Here is a 25,050-nt window from a genome sequence, read left to right on the forward strand (position 1 = left end):
AGCTATGACAAAAAAGCTTTTTAAAATAATTTTCCTCACTTGCTTAATAGCTACTCTATTTTCGTGTGCCACTAGGCAAAAATATATAGATCAGCAAAAAGCATGGATTGGTAAAAGTATTAATGGATACATAAAAGAATTTGGGTACCCTCAAAATGTAATTCAAGTTGTTCCAGATCCTAATATCGAAACCTATGTGTACATTAGGAAAGCTATAAATGCTGGCTCAATTCAACAAGCTGGAAACCCTATGAATAGTTTAATTATGGCAAATAGAAATCCTCAATTTGTCCAGTTTGGAGCACTAATGTGCACAACATGGGTATCTGTAAATAAAGATACGAAGATTATTAAAAACATCACTTTTCGTGGAAACTATTGCGCAATAAACTAAAAATTAGGAAAATAAATGAAGATTAAGCAAACATCTACTCCGTTAGTTATAGGTCTCGTTTCAACAGCTACATGTTTTAGCTTCAGCTTTTTTACAAATGTATTTAAATATAACGGACTTGAATTCTTTTATGCTTATGTAGCTTTTTTAATACTACTTTGCTATCCAATGAATTTAGCTGCAATATACTTACAAAAAACCTTACCTCAACTAACTTCTCATAGTAAATTAATTGCTCACATTACAGGTACATCTAAGCTTAAACCAATAAGCATTCTACTTGCTGGAGCAATGATAATTCTAGTTTCATTGATAATGTTTAATATGGCAACATATGTTTTAGATTTCTTTGATAATATCCCTGCTATAGATAGACTAAGTGATGCTAGCTTAAAGTTTGATACAGATATACCAATATATTCATCATTAACAGCTGTATTTATTATTATCTTTATATTATTTGTTCTAACTAATCTTGAAAAGATAAACCTAAATAACCTACTTAAAACAGCTGCTCATATATCTCTATATCTAGTTATAATTTTAATGCTGATGGTAATATATCTACCTCAAAGTATAAACGGTATCCATGATTTCTTATTTGAGCTAAACTATCAAAATACTGAACAATTACGCAGTATGTTAGCACTTGCCCTAGTATATGCTATTTTGAGTAACTTTATATCTATCGCATTCTACAAAAATATAATAAATATCGTTGATAACGACTATAAAAAGCTTAAAGTCGCGTCTTTTAAAAGTGTTTTTTATAACATTATTTTTTCACTTATAATATGTATAACAATATACTCAATGCTAGGCAACTATAGAACTTACTTACAGCCTAATGAAGCAATGCCTATAGAATTAGTATTCCAAATTGTTAAAGCAAATTCACCAACATACTACTTATTACTTGAGGTTGTATTTACAACATTAAACCTTGTAGTATTTATAGCTGCTCTAAAATACATTTATAGATTAGGTGACAACATATACACAAAACTTCTTTTCCTAATAATACCACTAATAATGACTATAGGGCTTATCGAAACTGGAATAGCATATATAGACTTCTCTGATATGTTTGGCTTCCACCTTCTAATAATCTTCCTATTTTTATTTGATGTTTTTGTTATTGGATGGATCTATGACGCCCAAAAACTAAGTTATGAAATCTTAAAACATACTAATACAAAACTTTCTCCATTATTTAATATAATTTTACGCATAGTTATTCCTTTTATTTGCATATTTGTAACTATTGGATATATATTCTTACCAATGTCAATAATGTGGCAGTTTATAGCTAGTATTGCATGTATAATTATATATATTGTGAAAGGAAGCTTTTTTAGCAATATACTTAATCAGAGAAAATTTTAGAAATGTTTTTTAATAAAAAAAGTAATCAAGACGAACTAAAAAAAGCGGCTGCTATTGAAGCTGCAAAATATATAAAATCAGAAATCACTCTAGGTGTTGGTACAGGCAGTACAGTTGGTTTTCTTATACAAGAACTAGTTAACTATAAAGATAAAATAAAGACTGTTGTATCAAGCTCTGAAGACTCAACAAAAAAACTTAAAGAATTAGGTTTTGAAGTAGTTGATCTTAATTATGCTGTGGAGATTGATTTATATATTGATGGTGCTGATGAATGCAACAACCATAAAGAGCTTATCAAAGGTGGTGGTGCTGCTCTTACACGCGAGAAAATATGTGTTGCCGCAGCAAAAAAATTCATCTGTATTATTGATGAATCTAAAAAAGTGAATACTCTAGGCGAGTTTCCTCTTCCTGTAGAAGTTATCCCTATGGCTAGAAGCTTTGTTGCTAGAGAAATAGTTAAGCTAGGTGGTCAGCCTGTATATAGAGAGCAGACAGTCACTGATAATGGTAATGTTATTCTAGATGTATATAATCTAAAAATCGACAATCCTCTAAAACTTGAAAGCCAATTAAACCAAATAACTGGCGTTGTGACTAATGGTATCTTCGCTCTTAAGCCAGCTGATACTGTTATTATGGCTAAGAAAAATGGTGAGATTGAAACTATATAAAATTTAAAACAAAATATTAAAACTTCTTAAAACTACTAATTCCAGAATAATTTTAAAGAACAATTATACAACATATTGTCTATTTATATTGTTTAACTCTAATATCTATAAAACCTTATTGTTTAGTAAATTAATCTTTCTAAAATAAGACTTCAACAAATATTGAACACTTGATCAATATTTGATAACATATTTATCGATCGTTCAGTAAATAGGAGAAAACATGCTAAGACATTCAAAAAAACTAAGACATATCTTATTTATTACAATATTTTTTGTAACAATTGGACAACTATGCATCACCCTTTATCTACCATCATTACCAGCTATTGCTAAATCTTTATCTATAAATGTAGGCTTAGCACAGTCTAGTATAACTATCTTCTTATTAGCTTATGGTATTTCACAACTTTTTTACGGTTTTCTATCTGATTATTTTGGAAGAAAACCTTGCTTATTAATTGGCTATATTATTTTAATTTTAGCTACAATTTTATTACTTTTATTCTCTCATAATTCAAAAATCTTTTTCATCTCAAGATTTTTTCAAGGTATTGGAGCTGGTGCAGCAGCTGTTCTAGCAAGAGCAGTTATTCGTGATAGCTTCTCAAAAAATGATTTACCATCTGCTTTTGCTATACTAATCATGGTAGTTTCTATAACTCCAGCTATTGCTCCCTTTATTGGAGGTCTTATCGCAAGTTTTTTTAATTGGCAAATGATATTTGCTAGCTTACTTATTTATATGATTATTATAATTTTAGCTATTATTTATTTTTTACCTGAGACACATTATAGAGAATTGAGTAAAAAGAAAAACAATAAAAGTATTTTATATGTTTTAAAGGATTTATTCTTTCATGAACAGTATTTACTATGTGTTTTTATGATTATTTTTATATATTCTTCTCAAATATTATATCTTGCAGTTAGTCCATTTATTTTTGAAAAAAAATTTCACTTATCAGAAGCTGCTTATGGTACATTAATAATGATTCCAGCATTTGGTTATATTCTTGGTAATTTTTTAGTTCACCATTTGAGAAATTCTATTAGATGTCGATATCAAATTCTAATAGGAATCGCTTGCGCTTTTACCTCTAGTATAGGGATAATCATTATTGGATTAACTGGACTAAATTTAATAATTTTACTAAGTTTTTTATTTATTCTAACAGTGGGACTTGGATTAACATTTTCAAATACAGTCGCATTATCTTTAATTCCTTTTACAACAATTGCGGGGACTGCTGCGGCAGTTTCTGGATTTCTGCAAATGTCCGGAACATCACTAATAAATGCTATTATTAATTTCTTACATATAGAAAGTACTTTTGGCTTAGGAGTTAGTTTATTTATTTGTACGTTTATTACTATGTTATTATTCATAAAAATAATCACTAAATATAACGATTAGCCTAAGCTATAACCTTAATAATAAAACATATAGCTTTAACTCCTTCTATTTTGGCAATGGAATGAACTCCTCTTCATCATCATATACTTTTTTAAACTTGCCATTTACCCAATCATCTTTTGCTTGATTAATTCTTTGTCTACTACTTGAAACAAAGTTCCACTCAATAAATCTATGAGAAAGTTTATCTCCACCAATTATAATAACCTGTGAATCAGATAAAGCATTTAATTTAGACATTTCCTCACTATCTATCACAAGCATCGTGTGACTTTTTATAATATTTTTATCATACTCAATCTTACCTTTAATTACATAGATAGCTAACTCTTCTTCGGTTGGCAATGCAATAGAGCCAGCCTTAGGAATATTAATCTCAATATATAAAGTTCGACTATATGTTTTTACTGGAGATTTATAACCATAAGCATCGCCAATTAAAAGTTTAAAGCTTATATTATTTATAGCAAACTCTGGTAATACATCACTAGAGTAATGATAAAAATCAGGTTCAATCTCTTCATAAGACTTAGGTAAAGCATACCAAAGCTGTATACCATGAAGAGTACGATTTTTTAGTTTAGTCTCATCTCTTTCACGTTCAGAATGTGTAATTCCCTTACCTGCTACCATAAGATTTACTTCTCCTGGCAATATCAATTGAGCAGTCCCTAATGAATCTCTATGATAAATTTCTCCTTCAAACAAATACGTAACTGTTGCCAGATTAATATGAGGATGTGGTCTAACATCCATACAATCTCCAACCAGTAACTCAACTGGTCCAAAATGATCAAAAAATATCCATGGACCAACCATTCTTTGTTTTGCTGTTGGTAGAACTCGCCTAACTTCTAAACTACCTATATTATTAGTCTTTGCGTTAATTATATGTTTTATTTTCATATAGAACACCCTACTATTTATTTAATTATTTCCTTTATAAAATCATCTACTTTTTCCTCTATTGTAGCCCAAGAAGTAACTAGCCGTACCATAGAGCTTTGTTCATCAATTTCATTCATAACAAAAAATGCAAACTTCTCTTGAAGAGTTTTAATTAAAGTATTTGGAAAAATAGCAAAAACCTGATTGCTTTGTGTAGGTTGCAATAATCTAAAACCAGCATCAATTATTGCTTGCGAAAGCTTTTCTGCCATTTTATTAGCATGTCTAGCTAGATCAAAAAAAAGATTATTAGAGAATAATTCTCTGAATTGAAGACCTAACACCCTACCTTTAGCTAATAAAGCCCCTCGTTGCTTAATATTAAAATCAAACTCATAAGCTAACCTTTTATTTGGAATAACTATAGCCTCGCCAAATAAAATTCCCGTTTTAGTTCCGCCTATCCAAAATATATCTGCAGACTCTACAATATCTGTCAAAGTCAAATCATTATTTTTAGCTGTCAAAGCAGCACCTAGCCTTGCTCCATCAATAAACAAGAGTAAATCATTTGCTTTACATATTGTTGATAACTTTTGTAGTTCAGCTTTTGTATATATAGTTCCAAGCTCTGTTGAATTTGATATATAGACTAATTTAGGTTTTGCCATATGTGGAGTGTGAGAGTTATTCTTAAGCACTTCTTTAATATCATTAGAAGTCAACTTTCCATTTGCTGAACTCACAGAAATTATCTTATGCCCTGTTGCTTCAATTGCTCCTGCCTCTCGCAAAGCAATATGACCGCTTCCTGCAGAAATTATTGCTTCATAAGGCTTTAGTATACTAGAAATGCAGATTAAATTAGCAAGTGTGCCACCTGCAACAAAATGTATATCAACACCAACCTTATTAAGATGTTTAGATATTAGTTTTTTTGCTTGATAAGAATATTCATCATTACCATAAGCCATTTGCTGAATAAGGTTAGTATCATTTAGTACTCTAAGAATATTAGGATGACAACCTTCGCTGTAATCATCCATAAAACTATACTTTGACATCAAAAAATTCCTTTCAATTTTTAAAATGAACTTGCTTATAGTATATGGTATATACATCTATTTTGAGCTATCTTATTATGTATTAATCTATTATTTTCATAAATTTAGGAGAGCTATTATGTTATCAGGTGCTCAACTTGTTGTTAAATGTCTAGAAAGACAAAAAGTAGAATATGTTTTTGGTATACCTGGTGCAAAAATCGATGCTGTTTTTGACGCTCTAGTGGATTCAAATATTAAAGTTATCCTATGTAGGCATGAGCAAAATGCTGCTTTTATGGCTGCTGCATATGGCAGAGTTACTGGAAAACCTGGAGTTGTACTAGTCACTTCAGGTCCTGGTGTAGCAAATTTAGCTACAGGCCTTTTAACCGCAACAACAGAAGGAGATCCTATTGTAGCTTTAGGAGGTAACGTTCCCCTAAGTATGAAATTCAGAGAAACTCATCAAAACACTGATAATGCAAAACTACTTGAAAATGTTACAAAATCATCTATTGAGGTGACAACCGCTGATATTATCCCTGAGGTAATAGCAAATGCCTTTAGACTTTCAACATCTCCCCAAGCAGGATCATGTTTTATAAGCCTCCCTCAAGATATACTTTCTAATCAAACTAAAGCTATACCATGCTCAAACTTAATAAATATAAACTATGGACATGCAAATAAAGAAGAAGTTACAAAAGCTTGTCAATATATTGCTAACTCTAAAAGACCTATTTTACTTTTAGGACAGGAAGCTTCTAGACCTGAAAATACAGAGGCTATCATTAAGCTTATACGTAAATATCAAATTCCTGCAATATCAACATATCAAGGAGCAGGAGTTATACCTAAAAATCTTTTATTTTGTTTTTATGGCAGAGTTGGCTTATTTAAAAACCAGCCTGGTGATAAACTACTTCAAAAGTCTGATTTAGTAATAACTGTAGGGTTTAATCTATGTGAGTATGATCCTGAGATCTGGAATGCAGAATCGTCTAAAAAGATAATCCATATAAACTACCATCCTGCAAATATACATACAACATATCAACCTGAGTGTGAATTACTTGGAAATATAAAAGAGAATATTGAACACTTATCAAATCGTATAACAGATATTAGTATTCATTCATACAAAAACCTTCAGGATGAACTCTTTGATAAAATAAGGGAAGGTAAAAGTAAGATAGGCAAAAATAACACTATCCACCCTCTAAGATTTATCTATGAACTTAATAAAATTATAGATGACTATACAATTATATGTTGCGATGTTGGATCTGTATATATGTGGTTAGCTAGGTATCTAATATCCCATAAACCTCACCAATTACTTTTTAGTAATGGGCAACAAACCTTAGGTGTTGGGCTACCTTGGGCAATGGCTGTCAAACTGTCTAACCCTAATAAAAAAGTAATAAGTATTTCCGGCGATGGCGGTTTTTTATTCTCAGCGATGGAACTAGAAACTGCAGTTCGAGAAAACATCAATATTATTCACTTTGTCTGGAGAGATGGTAGTTACAATATGGTAAAAGAACAGCAAGAGATGAAATATAAAAGAGATGCATCTGTTAAACTTGGAAATATTGATATACCAAAATTTGCAGCTGCGTTTGGAGCTAATGGGGTCCAAATAAACCAACCTAATGATATTACAGAAGTATATAATAATTATTTAAACTCTAATAAACCTACAGTAATAGACATAGAAATAGATTATTCTGATAATATTGATCTATTTACAAAAGCTCATGAGGCAAATTTAGGTAATTAATTATGATTTTCTTTGAAAAACAAAATGATAATGCAGAAACTCTAGCATATATTGGCCATGTTGATAATGTTATTCATGGTATTGTTCCAGAAGAACTACAACATAAACGTTTTCTTGCCAGTGATTTTGATTATGGTTTTGAACTTGGCTCGCCTCAAAGTGTCTATAATTTGGGCGAATGTATTTTACTTAATAATATGATCTATTCATCACGGACAGATGTAAGCCGCACAGAGAGAGACCCTTTGATGTGGGGGCCTGAATTTGTTACTACAGGAATTTTTCTTATTCCTAAAAATACTCCTGTTAACTACTATGTTAAATACTTTTCTTTTGATCATGAATACTCTTTAGCCGATATATATAGACAGATATATAAACAACTAAGATCTCCATTTGCTGTTGTTGGCTGTGCGCAATTTTCAACAGTAAATGCAGAAGCTATAACTAAAGCTCCTATTAACAGAGAAAATATATTTAATAACTCTAATAGGTTCTGTGCACAAAAAAAGCTAAATTAGATTGAAAATAGCTAAACCGTTGTTATTTAGAAGTTGAAAGACAATAAATACCAAGGGTTTAGCAAATGCATTATCATATAAAAGAAGTATTCTGGTCAAGTATTTTATTATTCTTAAAATCACAAAAAGGTATACATACCAATGATGAAGACAAATTAAGATTGTTTATTGAAGCAGTATTTTATGTATTACGTACAGGCTGCCAATGGAGAATGTTACCATTTTATTATGGTAAATATAGATCAATACATAAGCGTTTTAAGGATTGGAGTGATAAAGACATATTCTCTAAATTATTTAAGTCAGTGCAAAATCCTGATTTACAAGAAGTTATGCTTGACTCAACGATAGCAAGAGCACATGCCTGTGCTACAGGATATGACAAGAATGATAACCAAGCAATTGGTAGATCAGTTGGTGGAGTAACCACCAAGATTCATGCTATGACCGATGCTTTAGGCAACCCGCTGGAAGTATTACTGTCAGAAGGTAAAACTCATGATAGTAAAGTGGCAATAGACCTACTACAGAAGGTATATAATACAAAAGTTATCGCTGATAGAGCATATCACTCTAATGAAATTAGAGAACATATTCAAAATATATCCTCTGAAGCTGTTATTCCCTGCAAATCAAATACTATAAACCCTATAGATTTTGATATTCAAATATACAAAGAAAGACATTTGATTGAGAATTTCTTTTCTAAAATTAAGCATTTTAGAAGAGTATTTTCTAGGTTTGATAAAACCATTTCAGCATATCTGGGTATGATTAAATTAGCTTGTACTTTTATTTGGCTTCGATGAGAATTTATTTTTGTGCACAGAACCTAATTACTATGATGAAAAAGAATATAAAGAGAATGATGTTAATTTTGCTATCATGGGTGTGGTTAGTAATTTCCATGACAAGAAATTAACAAAGGTTAATAAAGAACTATCTTCTGTTTTATATAACAATCCTTTTGCAAGTAAAAATGAACTTTTAACTCATACTCATGGACTAATGTTAAATAGATCAATTATTGATATTGAAAAAGTACAACCTAAAAATGCTAAAGAAGTATTACATATTCAAGATAGATCTCTAGTACGCTATGTTAAGCTAAAAGTTTATAAGATAAATGGCCTAACAAAGTACGCTTAGATATTTGCTATTTTTTCACTTTTTTATAGTAAGCCTTAAATATAAAAGGTATTAAAGACATTAGGCCTAATACACTCAAAGCAAGTACAAATTTATAATCAACGAAACTATTAGAAGTATTCGCTGCTATAGTATCTTTAAAATGTACTCCAAACCAAACATATATAAATGTAAAAGGTATTATCCCCAGCAAAGTAGTAAAAAAGAAAATACTATTTTTAACTTTTAAGATAGCAGCTAAAACATTAGGTATAAAAAAAGGTATAGGCGTTAATCTAGCAACAAATAGAATTAAGATAGGATGTTTAATTACAAGAGACTTAAACTTAGAAACAACCTTAATTTTTGAATTACTAAAGCTTTCTCCCCAAGTATACTTTATAATTAAAAATGTTAACATAGCCCCTGTAGTTGCGGATAATAGAGAGATCACAAACCCTAAATATAATCCAAATAATAATCCAGCTAATATCTTTAAAAAAGGTTTTATAGGAACTGAGAAAAAAACTGTAAGCATATATATTAAAGCATATATAAAAGATGATAATATAATATGTTCTATAACATATAAGCTTGCTTTATTGTAAGCTAATTGTAGTTCTCTCAAATTAAAGTACTTAAATCCGTTTAGAATAAAGAATAAGAACATTCCTAAACTAAAAAAAATTATGATAGATAATCTTTTAATAAGTAAAGGATTTAAGTATTTCACTTAAGTTTTGAAATTTTGAATAGATACTATATAAACTATTATTAAGCTAAAGCAGCTTTTGCTTTTTCTACAACTGCAGCAAATGCATCTTTGTTGTATACAGCTAATTCAGCTAATGCTTTTCTATCTAGCTCAACACCAGCTTTGTTTAAGCCGTTGATTAATTGGCTATAGCTAATATCATGCTGTCTAGCAGCAGCATTAATACGAACAATCCAAAGCGATCTGAATGTTCTTTTCTTAACTTTACGGTCTCTATATGCATATTGACCTGCTTTAATTACAGCTTGTTTAGCTACTCTGTATACTCTTGAACGAGCTCCGTAGTAACCTTTAGCTTGTTTTAAAACTTTCTTATGACGTGCGCGTGCTGTTACGCCTCTTTTTACTCTTGACATAATTTAATCTCCACTTTAAAAATTGATAAACAAATCTACGTTCAATATTATGCGTAAGGCATTTGTTGAACTAAGCTAGGTGTGTCAACCTTAGCTACTTGATTCATACCTCTTAAATGACGTTTTCTTTTAGTAGTCATTTTAGTGTTGATATGAGCACGATTTGCACAACGGTGTTTGAAACCACCTTTACCAGTCTTTTTAAAGCGCTTAGCAGCACCACTCTTAGTTTTTAACTTAGGCATTTTTAAATACTCCGCATTTGTATTAATTGTTATTTTTATTTACTACTTTTTCTTTGGTCCTAAAACCATAATCATTTGGCGACCTTCCATTTTAGGTTGGTGTTCCACTACACCGTGTTCAGCAGCATCATTTGCCATACGCTTAAGCATTTCCATACCTAATTCTTTGTGTGACATTTCTCTACCTCTGAATCTCAGCGTAACTTTTACTTTATCGCCTTTTTCTAAGAACTTTATCAGGTTGCGTAGTTTTACCTGATAGTCCCCTACATCAGTCACAGGTCTAAGTTTTACTTCTTTTACCTGTGTCTGTTTTTGGTTCTTTTTAGCTTGTGCTTTTTTCTTACCTTGTTCAAATAAGTACTTACCATAGTCCATCAAACGACAAACTGGTGGCTTAGCATTTGCTACCATTTCAACCAAATCAACATCAGCTTCTTCAGCCAATGCTAAAGCTTCATTGATCGACACAATTCCAATTTGCTCTCCATCAACACCAACTAGACGCACCTCTTTAGCTTTTATTTGCTCATTAATAGGTGCTTTTTTATCCGTTTTAATAACTTTTTTCCTCCACAGAAATTATTATTTTTTAGCTTTTATTTGCTCTTTTAAAAAAACACAGAAATCATCTACAGACATTTGTCCTAATGCTTCACCATTATGTTTTCTTATATTTACAACTTTTTGCTCTTGCTCATTTTTACCTAGAATAATAAGGTAAGGAACACGTAAAAGAGTATGCTCACGTATTTTAAACCCTATTTTCTCATTTCTCAAGTCTATTTTTGTGCGAATACCATTTTTTTCTAAAGCTTCGAAAACTTCTTTACAGTACTCATCTTGATAATTACTAATTCCAGTTACAACAACTTGTGTCGGAGTTAGCCATAATGGTAGGTTACCTGCATAATGCTCAATAAGCATACCAATAAACCTTTCTAAAGAACCAACTATAGCTCTATGTAACATTACAGGAACTTGCTTATCGCCATTCTTATCAATATAAGTAGCACCTAATCTTTGTGGCATAGAGAAATCTAGCTGTATTGTACCACACTGCCAACTTCTACCAATGGCATCTTTTAGATGAAACTCGATCTTAGGTCCATAAAAAGCGCCCTCACCTGGTAACAACTCATAAGCAACACTATTAGCCTCTAAAGCATTTTTAAGCATTTGCTCAGATTTATCCCAAGTTTCATCATCACCAATTCTATTTTCAGGTCTTAGAGCAATCTTTACATCAAAATCATTAAAGCCAAAATCTTTATAAACCTCAAAACATTGTTTAACCATTAAGATAACTTCTTCTTCAACTTGCTCAGGTGAACAGAAAATATGGCCATCATCTTGAGTAAAGCTTCGAACCCTCATCAAACCATGTAAAGATCCTGATGGTTCATTTCTATGTACTATACCAAACTCAGCCATTCTAATTGGTAGATCACGATAACTATGTAGCTTAGTATTATAGACTTGTACACAAGTTGGGCAATTCATCGGTCTAATTGCAAAATCTCTATTCTCTGATTTTGTTGAGAACATATTTTCAGCATATTTTGAAGCATGCCCAGATTTTTCCCATAGACTAAAATCCGCTATTAATGGAGTACGAATTTCACCACAACCATACTTATTGTTAGAAGCTCTCATATAGTCTTCTACTTCACGCCAGATTCTAGTTCCATTATCATGCCAAAAAGCTATTCCTGGAGACTCTTCTTGGAAATGGAATAAATCTAAAGCTTTACCAATTTTTCTATGATCACGTTTTTCAGCTTCTTCTATCATATGAAGATATTGCTCTAAATCTTCTTTAGTAGCCCAACAAGTTCCATAGATTCTAGTTAACATTTCATTGTTAGAATCACCTCTCCAGTATGCCCCAGCTAGTTTAGTTAACTTAAATGCTTTTAAAACTGCTGTACTTGGAATATGAGGACCACGGCATAGATCACTAAACTCACCTTGAGTATAAATTTTAATCTGCTGATCTGCTGGAATACTATCAATTATTTCAACTTTATAATTTTCACCTTGAGCTTTAAAAAATTCTATAGCCTCATCTTTAGAAACAACTTTATAGCTAACAGGAGTACCTTTTTTAGCAAGCTCTTTCATTTTCTTCTCTATTTTTGGTAAATCCGACTCACCAATATTATCTTTAAAAGAAAAATCATAATAAAAGCCATTTTCAACAACAGGTCCGATAGTAACCTCTGTTTTAGGGTATAACTCTTTAACTGCGTGAGCTAAAAGATGAGCACATGAGTGACGTAGGATTTCTAAACCATCAGAGTCTTTTGTCGTAATAAGTTTTAACTCACAGTCATTCTCAATAGCATCTTTTGCATCTGTCAACTGACCATTTACATACACTCCTACGGTCGCTTTAGCTAAACCTGGAGAGATAGATTTTGCAACTTGTAATGAATTAACGCCTTTTTCAAACTCTTTTACCGAGCCATCAGGAAATGTAATGTTTATCATGTTTTTCTTCTTTTTTAAATTAATATAAAATTACGCACGAGCTATATTATATGGTATAGCGTCAACTATGTAAATTACTTATCATGCTTAGTGTGTAGAGTACAAAACTTTAGATTATAAAACCAAACAAACTATTAAACATTTACAATATTTTTAGTTATTTGGCCTATCAAAATCATCATTATAAAGAACATGCATTGTAGCTATAACTTTATTTGTATTATAAAGCCCTTGATAGCCATTCATTACAGCCCTACATTTATTATTATATTTTTCGTTACACAATCTTAGATAATATTTACAAAAATCTATAGATATCTTTGTATGAGTTTCATACTCAATACCTTTCTTAGGGTTGTATATTTTACAGTAATTTAGATATTTTTCTGATGCAAATACGTTAAGAGATAAAAAAAGTAAAAGAACTAATATGAAGTGATTCTTATTCAACATGATTTTTATAATCTTCTGGCTTCAAAAGATTATTTATTTCTTGTTTATCACTAAGCTCTATTTCAAATATCCAACCATCTGTATAGCATGATTTATTGATAAGCTTAGGGTTATTTACTAACTCTTCATTAACTTTTACAACTTTCCCAGATAATGGAGAGTAAATATCAGAAGCTGTTTTAACAGACTCAATAACACAAATCTCATCATCTTTAGAATAGTCCTGACCAACTTTTGGTAAATCTACATAGACAATCTCACCAAATTCATTTTGCGAATAGTCATCAATTCCTACTCTTGCAATATTATCTTTAACTTCTACCCACTCATTAGATTCTGTATATAAATAATTGTGATTAATTTCTGACATATTCCCTCTTTAACAAACCGAGTTTTTTATTTTAGCTAATTGATGATAATAGCATAAAAATACTTTAAAATTAATTTGTAAAAAACAAATTTTTAGTCATTAAAGTATATGAATCTTGAAAATAAAAATATCATTATTACCGCAGGTGGAACTGGAGGTCATATATATCCAGCTTTAGCTGTGGCTGAGCTATTGAGACAACACAAAGCTAATGTCACCTGGGTTGGTACTCCAAATAGTATGGAAGCAAATATAGTGCCTAAGTACTTTAATATCCAGTTTATAAAATCCTCAGGCGTTCGAAGAAAAGGAATCGTCAAAAAAATCACATTCCCTCTAAAGTTAATAATTAGCACAATTAAAGCTCGATCAATATTAAAAAAATTTAAAACTGATCTTGTAATAGGGTTTGGGGGTTATGTTTCTGGACCTATATGCCTTGCAGCAGTTCAAAACAAAACACCTATTATAATACATGAGCAAAATGCAAAAATTGGGCTGACAAATAGGATCTTAGCAAAACTAGCTAGCAAAATATGCTTAGCATTTGATATAGACAATATCAAAGACCATTTTTCTGAAAAACAACTAGCTAGGACAAAAGTTGTTGGTAATCCTGTAAGAAAGGATATAATTGAGTTAAATGACAAACTTAAAGATTTCTCTAATCCTCAACTAAAACTTCTAATACTTGGAGGTAGTCAAGGAGCAAAAGCTATAAATGAAATTATTCCAAGCTTAATTACAAAAGCTAAAGAACAAAATATTGATATTAAAGTTTGGCACCAAACAGGTAAGCTAACACTTGAGCAAACTAAAGATAATTATAAAAATATTTCTGTAGAAAATATTAAAGATATCTCAGCATTTATATTTGATATGGCAGCAGCATACAAATGGGCAGACTTGATAATTTGTAGAGCTGGTGCACTAACAGTCTCTGAATGCGCTGTTGCGGGATTACCTGCAATATTTATACCACTACCATCAGCAGTTGATGATCATCAATTTTTTAATGCTCAAAATATTGTCAAAAATGGTGCTGGTTTTTGCTTAAGACAACAAGAGATGACTTTAGAAAATTTAATAGATATAATAAAGCCTCTATCACAGAATAAAGCTCAACTTGAAAAAATGTCACAAATTGCAAAAAAAACATTGATAAAAGACTCAAGTGAACAAATATTAGAATGTGTAAAAGAAATTTTAAGTAAGAATAATTAAGGATCTAAAATGAACTTTGATATGTCAAAGCTAATGCAACAAGCTCAAAAAATGCAAGAACAAATGAAAAAAGCTCAAGAACAACGTGATAACATGGAAGTTACTGGAGAGTCTGGAGCTGGGCTTGTAAAAATAACAATGACTGGAAAGTACGATGTTAAATCAGTAAGCATTGATAGCTCTCTAATGAGTGAAGATAAAGAAATGTTAGAAGATTTAGTTGCTGCTGCTGTTAATAGCGCGGTTAAGAAAGTTGAAGAAAACTCTTCTTCTACAGATATTCAGAAAATGGCAAAAGATGCTGGTATTGATTTACCAAGTGGAATGAACTTTCCTTTCAAATAATGAACAATAAGATATTCTCTCCGAAGATTACAGCTGTAATAGAATCTTTACGTAAATTACCAACTATCGGTAAAAAGTCATCACAGCGACTTGCGTTACATTTACTAGATAAATCCCCAGAGACAGCTATTGCTATTGCTAACTCACTTTTAGAGGCAACTCAAACAATCACAAAATGTCAGCAATGCCAAGCGCTCACAGAAAACACTATTTGTGATATATGCAATAGTTCAAACCGAAATGATAATAAGTTATGCATAGTTGAAAGTATGTTAGATATGATAGCTATTGAAGAGGCGGGAATTTTTAGAGGTAAATATTTCATATTAAATGGTAGAATCTCTCCTTTAGATGGAATCGGCCCTAATGAGCTTAAATTAGATATTTTATCTGAGATAATTGAGTCACGTGAGATCGATGAAATAATACTTGCTATAAGTCCTACCGTAGAAGGTGAGACTACTGCTCATTTTATTTCTCAAATGATTAGTCGTGATATAAAAATCTCTCGAATTGGCTTTGGAGTTCCATTTGGAGGAGAATTAGAATATCTAGATCAACAAACATTACTGCACGCATTTAATGCTAGAACTAACATTTAATCTTTAGTTATATTAAGGATTCTCTCCACATTTACACAAACGTCTAATTTTCTTATCAAACGAATTAATAGATAAAGCTCTCTTCTATTCCTAACAACCACAATAGATGCTAATTTTGCATGTTTATTATCTACAGACATCATTTCAAAGGTTCTAATATCAACACCCTCTCTAGCAAGTGTTGCTGTAATTTTTGCAATTGACCCAGGTATATTTTTAAGAGTGATAGCAATACGAGTTTTAAAACTTGGATCGTCATCACTATTTACAAACCAATCAGCTTCTATCTGCTTAACATCTTCTTGCTTAAGCTTGGCATATAGTTCATTACAGCTTTTTCTATGCACTTCAACATTACCATCATCATTAACAACTCCTAAGATTTCATCATTTGGTAACGGTAAACAACAATCTGCAATGCGAGGATCATCACCATATCTAATTTGTATTTTAGATATAGAAGATTTGTTGTATGAATTGCGCATATCATCAAAATACTTAACAATAAATTCAATAAAATTACTTGGATCTATTAACCCTAAGCCTGTATCTAAGTAAAAACGATTTATAGTATCAATTCCTTCATAATTAAATAATGCTCCATCTATAATTTCATTTGGTACTTCTTTTAACTCTACTTCTAGAGACTTAAGTCGACTCTCAACAAGTTCTTTACCTTTTATATAGTCTGTGTTTTTATATTGCTGTTTTAAAAACTCTTTAATGGCAGACTTAGCCCTACCTGTTTCAACAAAATTTAACCAACTAGGATTTGGATCTGCTACTGCTGAAGTAACTATTTCAACATGATCACCTTGCTTAAGCCTATAATTAAGAGGCACAGATTTTCTATTTACCTTTGCAGAAAGACACTTATTCCCTATATCTGTATGTATAAAATAAGCAAAATCAACACAGGTTGAATTTATAGGTAACTCAACAATTTCTCCTTGAGGAGTAAAGACAAAAACATCATTATTAAATACATCTGCTTTGACATTTTCCAAAAATTCAACTGAACTGGCTGTATAAACGTTAATATCAGAAATTTTCTTAAGCCATCTTTGTAAGGCTTTATCTGTTTTTTCACCAATCTTATAACTCCAATGAGCCGCAATACCGTACTCAGCTTGGCGATCCATTTGCTCAGTTTTAATCTGTATCTCTAAAGGAATATTATATGGACCTGAAACGACAGTATGTATTGATCTATAACCATTTGCTTTTGGTGTAGCTATATAATCTTTAAATCTTTGAGGAATCGGCTTATATAGCTCATGCACCTTACCTAATGCAACATAACAATCAATTCTATTAGGTACTATGACTTTATATGCATACATATCCATAATCTCATCAAAGGAGATACCTTTCTTACGCATTTTATTATAGATACTATATAAAGTTTTCTTTCTAGATTTTATATCATCAGAAGTAACTAGGTCACCTAGTTTTTCAACTAAAGCTTCTTTTACTTGATAAAAAACTTTTTCTTTATTCTTTTCTACTTTTTTAACTTTTTCTTCTAATATATGATATCTATAAGGATGCATTCCTTCAAATGCAAGCGTCTCGAGTTGCTCTTTTAAGGTGTTAATACCTAATCTATGAGCTAATGGTGCAAACACATCTAATGTTTCTTTAGAGACTCTTCTTTTCTTCTCAGGCTTCAAAGGAGCTAAAGTTCGCATATTATGCAATCTATCAGCCAATTTTATAAAAATAACTCGAACATCTTTTGTTACAGATAAAAGTAGTTTTCGGAAATTTTCTGCTTGTTGCTCAACTTTATTTTTATGGCGAATTTGGGTAAGTTTTGTCACACCTTCAACAAGCTGAGCAACCTTATCTCCAAACCGCTCTGAAATATCTTCTGCCGTATACTCTGTATCTTCTACAACATCATGCAATAATGCTGCAATAACGGTATCAACATCCATCCTAAGCTCAGCTAATATACATGCCACTGCTACAGGGTGAGTAAAGTATGGCTCTCCTGAGCTTCGCACTTGTGTCTCATGAGCATCCGCTCCAAATATAAAAGCTTTTGCTATTTTGTGTCTTTCTTCATCAGGAAGATAACTTGAAATAAGCTTATTAAGATTATAGTAACAAAACATATTAACTAAAAAATTGATATATATTAGTTAAATGATAAATTGAATTAAAAATCAAAGCAATTTATAACTACTTCGTTTTAAAAGAAATTAGATACTTTCTTGAAATAAATGCCATAAAGATAATTAAAGCAATATCAATTATTAATAGTATTGCAGCTAGAGTTGTATTATATTTTTTCTGCGAGAAAACAGCGCCTTGCCCAGGAGGTACAACTGTAGTTGGATTATATGCTAAACCATAGTCTTTGATTATAGAACTATTTATATCTCTAACATTTACAACTGGCACATCATCTTTTAAGTAATTCACTGCAACAGAATTTACATACTTATACTCAGGTGGTAAGCTTTTTGTAACTCCAGCAGGGAAACTATGTAACTTAACTATCATTTTCTCAGAACTATTAGTTTTTGATGTTTTCTTATGATTATCATCTTTTTTATCAGTTATTTTAGGTTTAATCTGCTTAAGACCTATAGATGCCATATTACCGCCAACGTTTATATAAGCTTTAATTTTATTCTCACCGGCTGCTTTCTTATAAAGTTCCATACGCTTTTTAACAGAGGTATTAGTAGCATCTTTATAAGGTATATTAATTACCTCATAACCATTTCTTTTTATTGCATCATTTAATTTTAAGATCGCTCTTGGAGTCATTCCATAACCATTATCATGAGAACCTCCTAAAGTTATACCTAAAACCTTATAGTCAAATATCCCTTTCTCAACTAAATTATGATATATATCTGGCCAAGTAAAGTCTGGTCTATTTGCACCAAACTGTGAAGCTCCTGCAGAGAAAATAATTAGAGGTTTTAACTTTAATGTCTTTATAGCTGACAGCATTGCTATATCTAATGCTGGATAAGAGCCCGTTGCCTGCACAGCAACAGTATCACCTTCCTTTAAATTAAGCTGACTTAACCATTCAACAAAAAGTGCTGCCATATTAGGATTTACAGAAGATCTTTTTGCATACAAGTCACCAGAGTCTGTAGTAATCTCAGTCATTGATAGACCTATTAATCCAGTACAAGAAATATCTCCCATTCTTGGGCATAAATAGCCTTTTGACATAAATAGCCTTTCAGTTTGCTCAAAAGCATAATCTGCCATTTTTGCTGCTTGTAACTTCTGAGTGTACCCTTTTGTTTCAACGACTAAATTTCCTTCAACTATGTACAATGAAATAATCATAAATACCGTTAAAAACAAAATTATATAACGTGATAAAAATTTACGGTGCCAATACATCGTTTTCATACTATATTCCTACTATTTGAGGTCCAATTAAAACTATTAATAATAAACGTATAACAATTGAAGCTATTAACAAAGAACCTATTGTTTCAATAAGTCCCTGCCTATCTATAGATAAAGTTATAAGTCCTGGAATAATATATCCTATTACCTGAAGGTTATTAGAGTAAAAACTTGTTGTTAAATACTGCGAAAACAAAGCATTACATATAGTACCTAATATAAAAGATAAAAGTACTGTAATAGCAATCCTTCTTCTACCGTATATAATCATAAACTTTGACATCAATCTAACAATACCAAAGATTACTATTGATATTAAAATAGTGACTATAACCCTATCAGGAGCCCCCATTTCTAAAGCAAAATATCCAGGTACTACCATACCACCTGTAGATAACCCTAAAAGTGATACAAAAACTAGTCCAACTATTAGACCAATTCCTATCGAGAGCGTTAATGGATCCATATTTTCTCCTATGTATATTCTAAAAACTATAAATCATGCTTACTTTTATGACTTTGATCACAATAATCTACTAAATCCATACCTATATCTTTGATATTACCTACTCCAACTAGCATATACGATTCGGCCTTTTGTGTAGCATAAATCTTCTCAAGAATCTCTATAGGCTTCATATCCTCGCACACAATAACTTGCGTAGCTTTCACACCTAAAGACTTAGCATATTTTTTATAAAAAGATACAAATACATCTGTCCCTGTACCTATAAGAGTAACTAAATCAGGCTTCTCCCAGCCTAAAATAGCTTCTGCTATTTGTTTAGATCTATCTTCTCTATCTGCTCTACAATTTACAACTAGAACTTTCTTTTCACAGTCTCTATATTTTTCATAAAGTTTATCCCAAAGCATCTTTGTAGATACGGGGTCATTTGCAGCAAATGCATTCGCAAAATTCATTTGTGAATCTTTAATATCAAAGTTATACTCAGTCATCGCTCCAGGATCTGGTGTTGCTTCCCACATACCTTTAAGTGCGACCTCTCTAGGAATACCAAGATCATCTGTAACTTTTAATGCTAAAGCAACGTTTATCTTAAACTCTGAATATACGAATTTATTAATTTCATCATCTGATATCTTTTCAGCATCATCAGCTGTTGCTGCTATCAATTGAGTATTTCTATCTTTACAAGCATAATCAAAGAAATCTAAATGAATGTCTTCGGCTGTAAAATATTTAGAGTTAACAGGAACTGTTCCAGCTAATGCTTTTGCAACATCTCTTTCAGTAGGCCCCATAACATCTAAATGATCAGGACGTGCATTTGTCAGTACACCATGTGTCGCTTTTATTAATTTGAGCTCACATAAAGCTTGTAACAAAGGTTGCAATGCCATACATTCAATTATAATAGCATCTGCCTTTGCCCTCTTTGCCTTGAACATAATCTTAACTTGCTCGGCAATATTGCTAAAACCTATTCTAAAAACTGGTGTCTCTGAGCCATCAACATCGATATACCTTGCCAAAGTTCCTGTAGTTTTTGCCACAGTAGTATATCCACCAGCTCTCACTCCAGCAGCAATAAGTCTAGCGACACTTGATTTACCCCTAGTCCCATTCACATGGATTCTAATAGGAATACTTTTAATACTAATATTATGAATTATATTCTCGATTATTAGATATAAACATAAAATTACAAAAACGCCTATAATCAACCAAAAATCCAAATTAGTCACCTATTTAGCTAAGATACCTACCAAGAGTATAGCATTTAATTTTTTTTATACAAAGCCTCCCAATTGACTCTGAATTCTAATATATTGACTTTATCTCGTTTCAGGCATCAAATAAACTATAGGAATCATAACTATTGAAGCAACAATTAAAAGCCACGCAGGTGCTTGCAAACTTCCTGTTAAAACTACTAGTGATGTTGCAATAAAAGGTATCGTACCACCAAAAAAAGAATTACCAATATTATAGCTTAGAGCATTACCACTATAACGGTACTTTGTTTTGAATAATTCAGGCGCAAATGCTCCATAAGATCCCCAAACAGCCATTAATGGGACACTTAAAATTATCATTGAAATGATAAGACAAAATAGTCCTTGCCCCATTATCATAAAGCTTGGATATGATAAAAAGAGATATACAAGTATAGAAAATTTAATTAATGGTTTTCTCCCAAAGTGATCACTTACAAGTCCCCATAAAGGTGCTGAAAATGAAAAAAGTAAACTAAAAATAGTCACAATAGCTAATGAATCGAATTCAGAATAATGCAACTCTGTAAAGTGTGATTGTAAATATGAAAGGATCAAATAATAAATGATATTAGCATATGCTGACAATGAAATAGCTAAAAACAATGGTTTTGTCTGCTTTTTAAACATTTCTCTAACAGGTTTGCTACATATCTCACCCTGTTTTTCGAGCTCTTCAAAAGAATAACTTTCTGGAATTGATAATCTCATAAATAATGATATCAATGCTAAAATAAGGCCTATAGCATAACCAATTCTCCACCCCCATAAATTTAGAGTTTCTTGGCTAAATATACCAAATATCAACATAGCAATAAGAGATGCTAAAAATACTCCAGTCCCTGATGACATGGTAGCAAAACTTGCTACAAAGGCTCTTCGGTTAGGTTTAGCAGACTCAATCATAAAAACCATAACCCCACCATAAGACCCTCCAATAGAAAAACCTTGAAGCAGCCTCATAATCACCAATACAAGTGGAGCTAAAACTCCTATACTACTATACGTTGGTAAACAGGTAATAACAAACATTGGAACTATCATCATAACTATTGACACAACTAGAGCTTTCTTTCTGCCAAATCTGTCACCAAAGCTTCCCATCACAACACTTCCAACAGGTCCCATAAAAAATCCTGCAGCAAAAACTCCAAAAGTCATCAATATAGCAGTATATTTATTAATATCTGGGAAAAATATATGTGCAATAATAGGAGTTAAATATGCAAAAAGCATAAAATCATACCACTCTACGATAGTACTAGCTGAAGCAAATATAATATGTTTTTTTGAAAGTTTATTCATTGAAGAGAAAAATATAATAAGTATAGTAAAGAGTTTACTTTATACTTTGGTGATAATGTTTGCAAGATAAATTTTTATCTGATTAAGATAATATGTGGTGCGGACGGGGAGACTCGAACTCCCACGGTTGCCCGCTGGAACCTAAATCCAGTGCGTCTACCAATTTCGCCACGTCCGCAATAACTGGGGTGATTGATGGGACTTGAACCCACGACAACCGGAATCACAATCCGGGGCTCTACCAACTGAGCTACAACCACCATTACAAATTGCTAATTGTAATGGCACGTCCGGCAGGATTCGAACCTGCTACCCTCGGCTTAGAAGGCCGATGCTCTATCCAGATGAGCTACGGACGCACAAATAATGGTCGGAGCAGAGGGATTTGAACCCCCGACCCTCTGGTCCCAAACCAGATGCGCTACCAAACTGCGCTATGCTCCGACAATTTAAATTTAATGGTGGCCTGAGGCGGAATCGAACCACCGACACGAGGATTTTCAATCCTCTGCTCTACCGACTGAGCTATCAGGCCAATGACGTATATTATTACTTACTCTTGTCGCTAAGTCAACATATTTTTACAAGATTTTTTCATCATAAAAAGTTTTTATCTTTTCACCATCTGCATAAGCATATAATGCCTGTGCAATAGATGTGGATCCAGAACAAATATTGCCTTTTTTGTCTATTGCTATAAGACCAACATAATCACCTGACTCATCACTTTCTGCTATTGATTTATCTACAGCTTCAGATAAAGACATGCCATCTTTAACTCTTGTAGCAATTTTAGCTCCTACAGCTTTATTTAAGATATGCTCGCCAATACCCGTACAAGATATACCCATCTCTTCATTTGCAAAGTTACCAGCAACTGTAGGACTATCCCCTACACGACCAGGATATTCAAACCCAGCCCCACCAGTTGAAGTCACAGCACATATTTTTCCTTTAGAATCTAGCACTACAACCCCAATTGTTCCAGTATAGCCTTTTTTTAGTTCAAGATATTCTTGGTATCTTTTTTCTGTCATAGGATCATACTTAGGAAGCTTCATAACCTCATGCGCAAACGTAGTGGCTTGTTCTGCTGCTAATACACTGTGATGCTGTTGCATTAAACGATTAGCAACTTCTATTGGGTTTTTAATATTTTGAATATTAATTACACCAGCAAATTTCTTATTTTGACTATCTATAATAGAAGCAGACATTCTTATTTGACCATCCTGCTGTACCCTAGACCCCGTACCAGCATTAAAAATCTCATCATCTTCTAAAAGTTTAGCAGCAAATACTGCTACTTGATTAGCATCATCAACCTGCTTAAGAAACTCATAAGACTTTTCAATTATTGGTAATAAGTGGTGATGATAATCTCCAAAAGAAGTATTTTTATCCTCTCTAGCACCGCAACCACCATGAATTATAATTTTTTGCATATTTCACCCTATTTGATGTTAATGATTATATTAATAAATATAGTCTGACTGACTTATAGGGATTATAAAAGAATTTTTATGATTAGTATTCAACTAAACAGGTATTTAGATCAAATTTTTGTCCTTCTAATAGCATGTGCATACGAATATCCACTAAACTAATCGGTGCATTATTGCGAGCATTGTGTAGTGATGAATGTTTCAAGTGAGAGAAATCAATGATTGTCACCATACCTGAACCAACAACCTCAATGACATTATCAGAGTTTAATAATGCTGCAGTATCTTCATCAATACCAACCCCAACCATATATGGATTATATGAAAGTGCTGCAAGAAGCCTACCTAATCTATCTCTTTGTGAAAAGTGTTGATCAACTAAGAGCTTATTTGTCAAACCAAGACCTGGTGCTAAGTTAACCATATTGCATCTAGGCATTAGTCCAGCTTGACCTCCAGCAATCATAAACCCTGAAATAAATGCCGCACCTGCTGATGTGCCAGCAACATTGACACCTTTTGCATTTAGCCTACGAATAAACTGGGCTATCGGAGTACCACCAAGAGTTGTAGAAAGAAGTAACTGATTACCCCCAGTCATAAATATACCTGTACACTGAGAAAGTAAATCTTGATACTCTTTATTAGTAGTTGCTTCAAGACGCGACTCAATCTTTAGGTTATAAACATCTTTTACACCCATCTTTGTGAAAATATCAACATATATATCACCTGTATCTGGTAACTTAGATGCTGTAGGTATAACGGCTATCTTGGCATTTTCCCCACCAGATAACTCTATAAATTTCTCTAAAACTGTAGGACTGGCAAATTTATCTTCTCCGCCACCAATAGGCATAATAAATCCACGATGATCCTTTTTAACTGGTTTAGAAGGCATTTTAAAAATCTCCCTATAATATATAAAAAATTATGTAGCAAAATAACATTTTGATGAAATAATACTAATTAATGAATAATTTTTCTATAAAAAAGGTTTATTTTTTCAAATCTTTAAGGTATTTAAATGTATTTACGCATTTATTATTTGATGATATGCTATCTAGCAA

General features: G+C 32.0%; 27 protein-coding genes and 5 tRNA genes. 11 read left to right on the plus strand and 21 right to left on the minus strand.

Going from position 1 to position 25,050, the window contains the following annotated elements; translation table 11 throughout:
• Nucleotides 1-4: 4 nt before the first annotated feature.
• From FIP56_RS06870 to FIP56_RS06885, 4 genes are all read left to right on the plus strand, one after another.
• Nucleotides 5-394: a hypothetical protein gene (locus FIP56_RS06870; protein ID WP_192578203.1), complete on the plus strand. Its 390-nt coding sequence runs from the start codon at nt 5-7 to the stop codon at nt 392-394.
• A gap of 15 nt (nt 395-409) precedes the next feature.
• Nucleotides 410-1,780, plus strand: a complete 1,371-nt coding sequence (locus tag FIP56_RS06875; protein ID WP_192578204.1) for a hypothetical protein — start codon at nt 410-412, stop codon at nt 1,778-1,780.
• Nucleotides 1,781-1,782: 2 nt separating this feature from the next.
• Nucleotides 1,783-2,457 (plus strand): ribose-5-phosphate isomerase RpiA, encoded by a 675-nt coding sequence (gene rpiA, locus FIP56_RS06880; RefSeq protein WP_192578205.1) that lies wholly within the window; start codon nt 1,783-1,785, stop codon nt 2,455-2,457.
• Nucleotides 2,458-2,680: 223 nt separating this feature from the next.
• Complete coding sequence (locus FIP56_RS06885; protein ID WP_192578206.1) at nt 2,681-3,874, plus strand: Bcr/CflA family efflux MFS transporter; 1,194 nt, start codon at nt 2,681-2,683, stop codon at nt 3,872-3,874.
• Nucleotides 3,875-3,919: 45 nt separating this feature from the next.
• Here the strand turns inward: FIP56_RS06885 and FIP56_RS06890 are convergent, their stop codons facing one another.
• Complete coding sequence (locus FIP56_RS06890; protein WP_192578207.1) at nt 3,920-4,780, minus strand: pirin family protein; 861 nt, start codon at nt 4,778-4,780, stop codon at nt 3,920-3,922.
• 17 nt (nt 4,781-4,797) lie between these two features.
• On the minus strand, nt 4,798-5,826 hold the full coding sequence (locus FIP56_RS06895) for an aminotransferase class I/II-fold pyridoxal phosphate-dependent enzyme (RefSeq protein WP_192578208.1): 1,029 nt from the start codon (nt 5,824-5,826) through the stop codon (nt 4,798-4,800).
• Between the two features lie 118 nt (nt 5,827-5,944).
• Between FIP56_RS06895 and alsS the strand changes: the two genes are divergently transcribed.
• From alsS to FIP56_RS06915, 4 genes are all read left to right on the plus strand, one after another.
• Nucleotides 5,945-7,591 (plus strand): acetolactate synthase AlsS, encoded by a 1,647-nt coding sequence (gene alsS / locus FIP56_RS06900; RefSeq protein WP_192578209.1) that lies wholly within the window; start codon nt 5,945-5,947, stop codon nt 7,589-7,591.
• 2 nt (nt 7,592-7,593) lie between these two features.
• Nucleotides 7,594-8,112 (plus strand): hypothetical protein, encoded by a 519-nt coding sequence (locus FIP56_RS06905; RefSeq protein WP_245323061.1) that lies wholly within the window; start codon nt 7,594-7,596, stop codon nt 8,110-8,112.
• A 65-nt stretch (nt 8,113-8,177) separates the two neighbouring features.
• Nucleotides 8,178-8,921 (plus strand): IS5 family transposase, encoded by a 744-nt coding sequence (locus tag FIP56_RS06910; RefSeq protein WP_192576991.1) that lies wholly within the window; start codon nt 8,178-8,180, stop codon nt 8,919-8,921.
• Between the two features lie 10 nt (nt 8,922-8,931).
• The gene (locus tag FIP56_RS06915) at nt 8,932-9,261 is read left to right on the plus strand and encodes a hypothetical protein (RefSeq protein ID WP_245323062.1); all 330 of its coding nucleotides are present in this window, start codon (nt 8,932-8,934) and stop codon (nt 9,259-9,261) included.
• 7 nt (nt 9,262-9,268) lie between these two features.
• Here FIP56_RS06915 and FIP56_RS06920 read toward each other — a convergent pair whose 3' ends face one another.
• The 7 genes from FIP56_RS06920 to gcvH form a co-directional block, all read right to left on the minus strand.
• A complete protein-coding gene (locus FIP56_RS06920; RefSeq protein WP_209451831.1) occupies nt 9,269-9,973 on the minus strand; it encodes a VTT domain-containing protein in 705 nt (234 codons plus the stop codon).
• A 41-nt stretch (nt 9,974-10,014) separates the two neighbouring features.
• Complete coding sequence (gene rplT / locus FIP56_RS06925) at nt 10,015-10,371, minus strand: 50S ribosomal protein L20 (protein ID WP_004287992.1); 357 nt, start codon at nt 10,369-10,371, stop codon at nt 10,015-10,017.
• A gap of 47 nt (nt 10,372-10,418) precedes the next feature.
• On the minus strand, nt 10,419-10,616 hold the full coding sequence (rpmI, locus tag FIP56_RS06930; protein ID WP_088772172.1) for a 50S ribosomal protein L35: 198 nt from the start codon (nt 10,614-10,616) through the stop codon (nt 10,419-10,421).
• A 42-nt stretch (nt 10,617-10,658) separates the two neighbouring features.
• Complete coding sequence (infC, locus tag FIP56_RS06935) at nt 10,659-11,195, minus strand: translation initiation factor IF-3 (RefSeq protein ID WP_192578865.1); 537 nt, start codon at nt 11,193-11,195, stop codon at nt 10,659-10,661.
• Nucleotides 11,196-11,201: 6 nt separating this feature from the next.
• The gene (thrS, locus tag FIP56_RS06940) at nt 11,202-13,109 is read right to left on the minus strand and encodes a threonine--tRNA ligase (RefSeq protein WP_192578210.1); all 1,908 of its coding nucleotides are present in this window, start codon (nt 13,107-13,109) and stop codon (nt 11,202-11,204) included.
• Nucleotides 13,110-13,262: 153 nt separating this feature from the next.
• Nucleotides 13,263-13,562, minus strand: coding sequence for a hypothetical protein (locus tag FIP56_RS06945; protein WP_192578211.1), 300 nt, complete (start codon nt 13,560-13,562; stop codon nt 13,263-13,265).
• A complete protein-coding gene (gene gcvH, locus FIP56_RS06950) occupies nt 13,552-13,932 on the minus strand; it encodes a glycine cleavage system protein GcvH (protein ID WP_192578212.1) in 381 nt (126 codons plus the stop codon). The genes FIP56_RS06945 and gcvH overlap by 11 nt, the downstream gene beginning before the upstream one ends.
• Nucleotides 13,933-14,040: 108 nt before the next feature.
• On the opposite strand from gcvH, the gene murG reads away from it, so the two are divergent.
• Genes murG through recR form a run of 3 tightly spaced genes read left to right on the plus strand, consistent with a single transcriptional unit; the run spans nt 14,041 to nt 16,103 of the window.
• Nucleotides 14,041-15,156 (plus strand): undecaprenyldiphospho-muramoylpentapeptide beta-N-acetylglucosaminyltransferase, encoded by a 1,116-nt coding sequence (gene murG, locus FIP56_RS06955; protein WP_192578213.1) that lies wholly within the window; start codon nt 14,041-14,043, stop codon nt 15,154-15,156.
• Nucleotides 15,157-15,165: 9 nt separating this feature from the next.
• Nucleotides 15,166-15,501 (plus strand): YbaB/EbfC family nucleoid-associated protein, encoded by a 336-nt coding sequence (locus tag FIP56_RS06960; RefSeq protein ID WP_192578214.1) that lies wholly within the window; start codon nt 15,166-15,168, stop codon nt 15,499-15,501.
• Nucleotides 15,501-16,103, plus strand: a complete 603-nt coding sequence (gene recR, locus FIP56_RS06965) for a recombination mediator RecR (RefSeq protein ID WP_192578215.1) — start codon at nt 15,501-15,503, stop codon at nt 16,101-16,103. The genes FIP56_RS06960 and recR overlap by 1 nt, the downstream gene beginning before the upstream one ends.
• Here the strand turns inward: recR and FIP56_RS06970 are convergent.
• The 12 genes from FIP56_RS06970 to FIP56_RS07025 form a co-directional block, all read right to left on the minus strand.
• Nucleotides 16,100-18,223, minus strand: coding sequence for a bifunctional (p)ppGpp synthetase/guanosine-3',5'-bis(diphosphate) 3'-pyrophosphohydrolase (locus FIP56_RS06970; protein WP_192578216.1), 2,124 nt, complete (start codon nt 18,221-18,223; stop codon nt 16,100-16,102). The two genes, recR and FIP56_RS06970, sit on opposite strands and share 4 nt — an antisense overlap.
• Before the next feature lie 67 nt (nt 18,224-18,290).
• A complete protein-coding gene (gene pgsW / locus FIP56_RS06975) occupies nt 18,291-19,490 on the minus strand; it encodes a poly-gamma-glutamate system protein (protein ID WP_192578217.1) in 1,200 nt (399 codons plus the stop codon).
• Between the two features lies 1 nt (nt 19,491).
• Nucleotides 19,492-19,956, minus strand: coding sequence for a poly-gamma-glutamate biosynthesis protein PgsC (gene pgsC, locus FIP56_RS06980; protein WP_072712710.1), 465 nt, complete (start codon nt 19,954-19,956; stop codon nt 19,492-19,494).
• A 26-nt stretch (nt 19,957-19,982) separates the two neighbouring features.
• The gene (pgsB, locus tag FIP56_RS06985) at nt 19,983-21,200 is read right to left on the minus strand and encodes a poly-gamma-glutamate synthase PgsB (protein WP_209451832.1); all 1,218 of its coding nucleotides are present in this window, start codon (nt 21,198-21,200) and stop codon (nt 19,983-19,985) included.
• Nucleotides 21,201-21,290: 90 nt separating this feature from the next.
• Nucleotides 21,291-22,535, minus strand: a complete 1,245-nt coding sequence (locus tag FIP56_RS06990; protein ID WP_192578219.1) for an MFS transporter — start codon at nt 22,533-22,535, stop codon at nt 21,291-21,293.
• A 95-nt stretch (nt 22,536-22,630) separates the two neighbouring features.
• Nucleotides 22,631-22,713: transfer RNA gene (locus tag FIP56_RS06995), tRNA-Leu, on the minus strand.
• 6 nt (nt 22,714-22,719) lie between these two features.
• Nucleotides 22,720-22,795: transfer RNA gene (locus FIP56_RS07000), tRNA-His, on the minus strand.
• A gap of 22 nt (nt 22,796-22,817) precedes the next feature.
• Nucleotides 22,818-22,894 (minus strand) — tRNA-Arg (locus FIP56_RS07005).
• Between the two features lie 8 nt (nt 22,895-22,902).
• Nucleotides 22,903-22,979, minus strand: a tRNA-Pro gene (locus tag FIP56_RS07010).
• A gap of 15 nt (nt 22,980-22,994) precedes the next feature.
• A tRNA-Phe gene (locus tag FIP56_RS07015) sits at nt 22,995-23,070 on the minus strand.
• Between the two features lie 46 nt (nt 23,071-23,116).
• The gene (locus FIP56_RS07020) at nt 23,117-23,980 is read right to left on the minus strand and encodes an isoaspartyl peptidase/L-asparaginase (RefSeq protein ID WP_192578220.1); all 864 of its coding nucleotides are present in this window, start codon (nt 23,978-23,980) and stop codon (nt 23,117-23,119) included.
• Nucleotides 23,981-24,062: 82 nt separating this feature from the next.
• Entirely contained in the window at nt 24,063-24,881 is an 819-nt protein-coding gene (locus FIP56_RS07025) for a cyanophycinase (RefSeq protein ID WP_192578221.1), read from the minus strand.
• Nucleotides 24,882-25,050: the final 169 nt, after the last annotated feature.

It is taken from the genome of Francisella sp. LA112445, assembly GCF_012224145.1.
Lineage (GTDB): Bacteria > Pseudomonadota > Gammaproteobacteria > Francisellales > Francisellaceae > Francisella.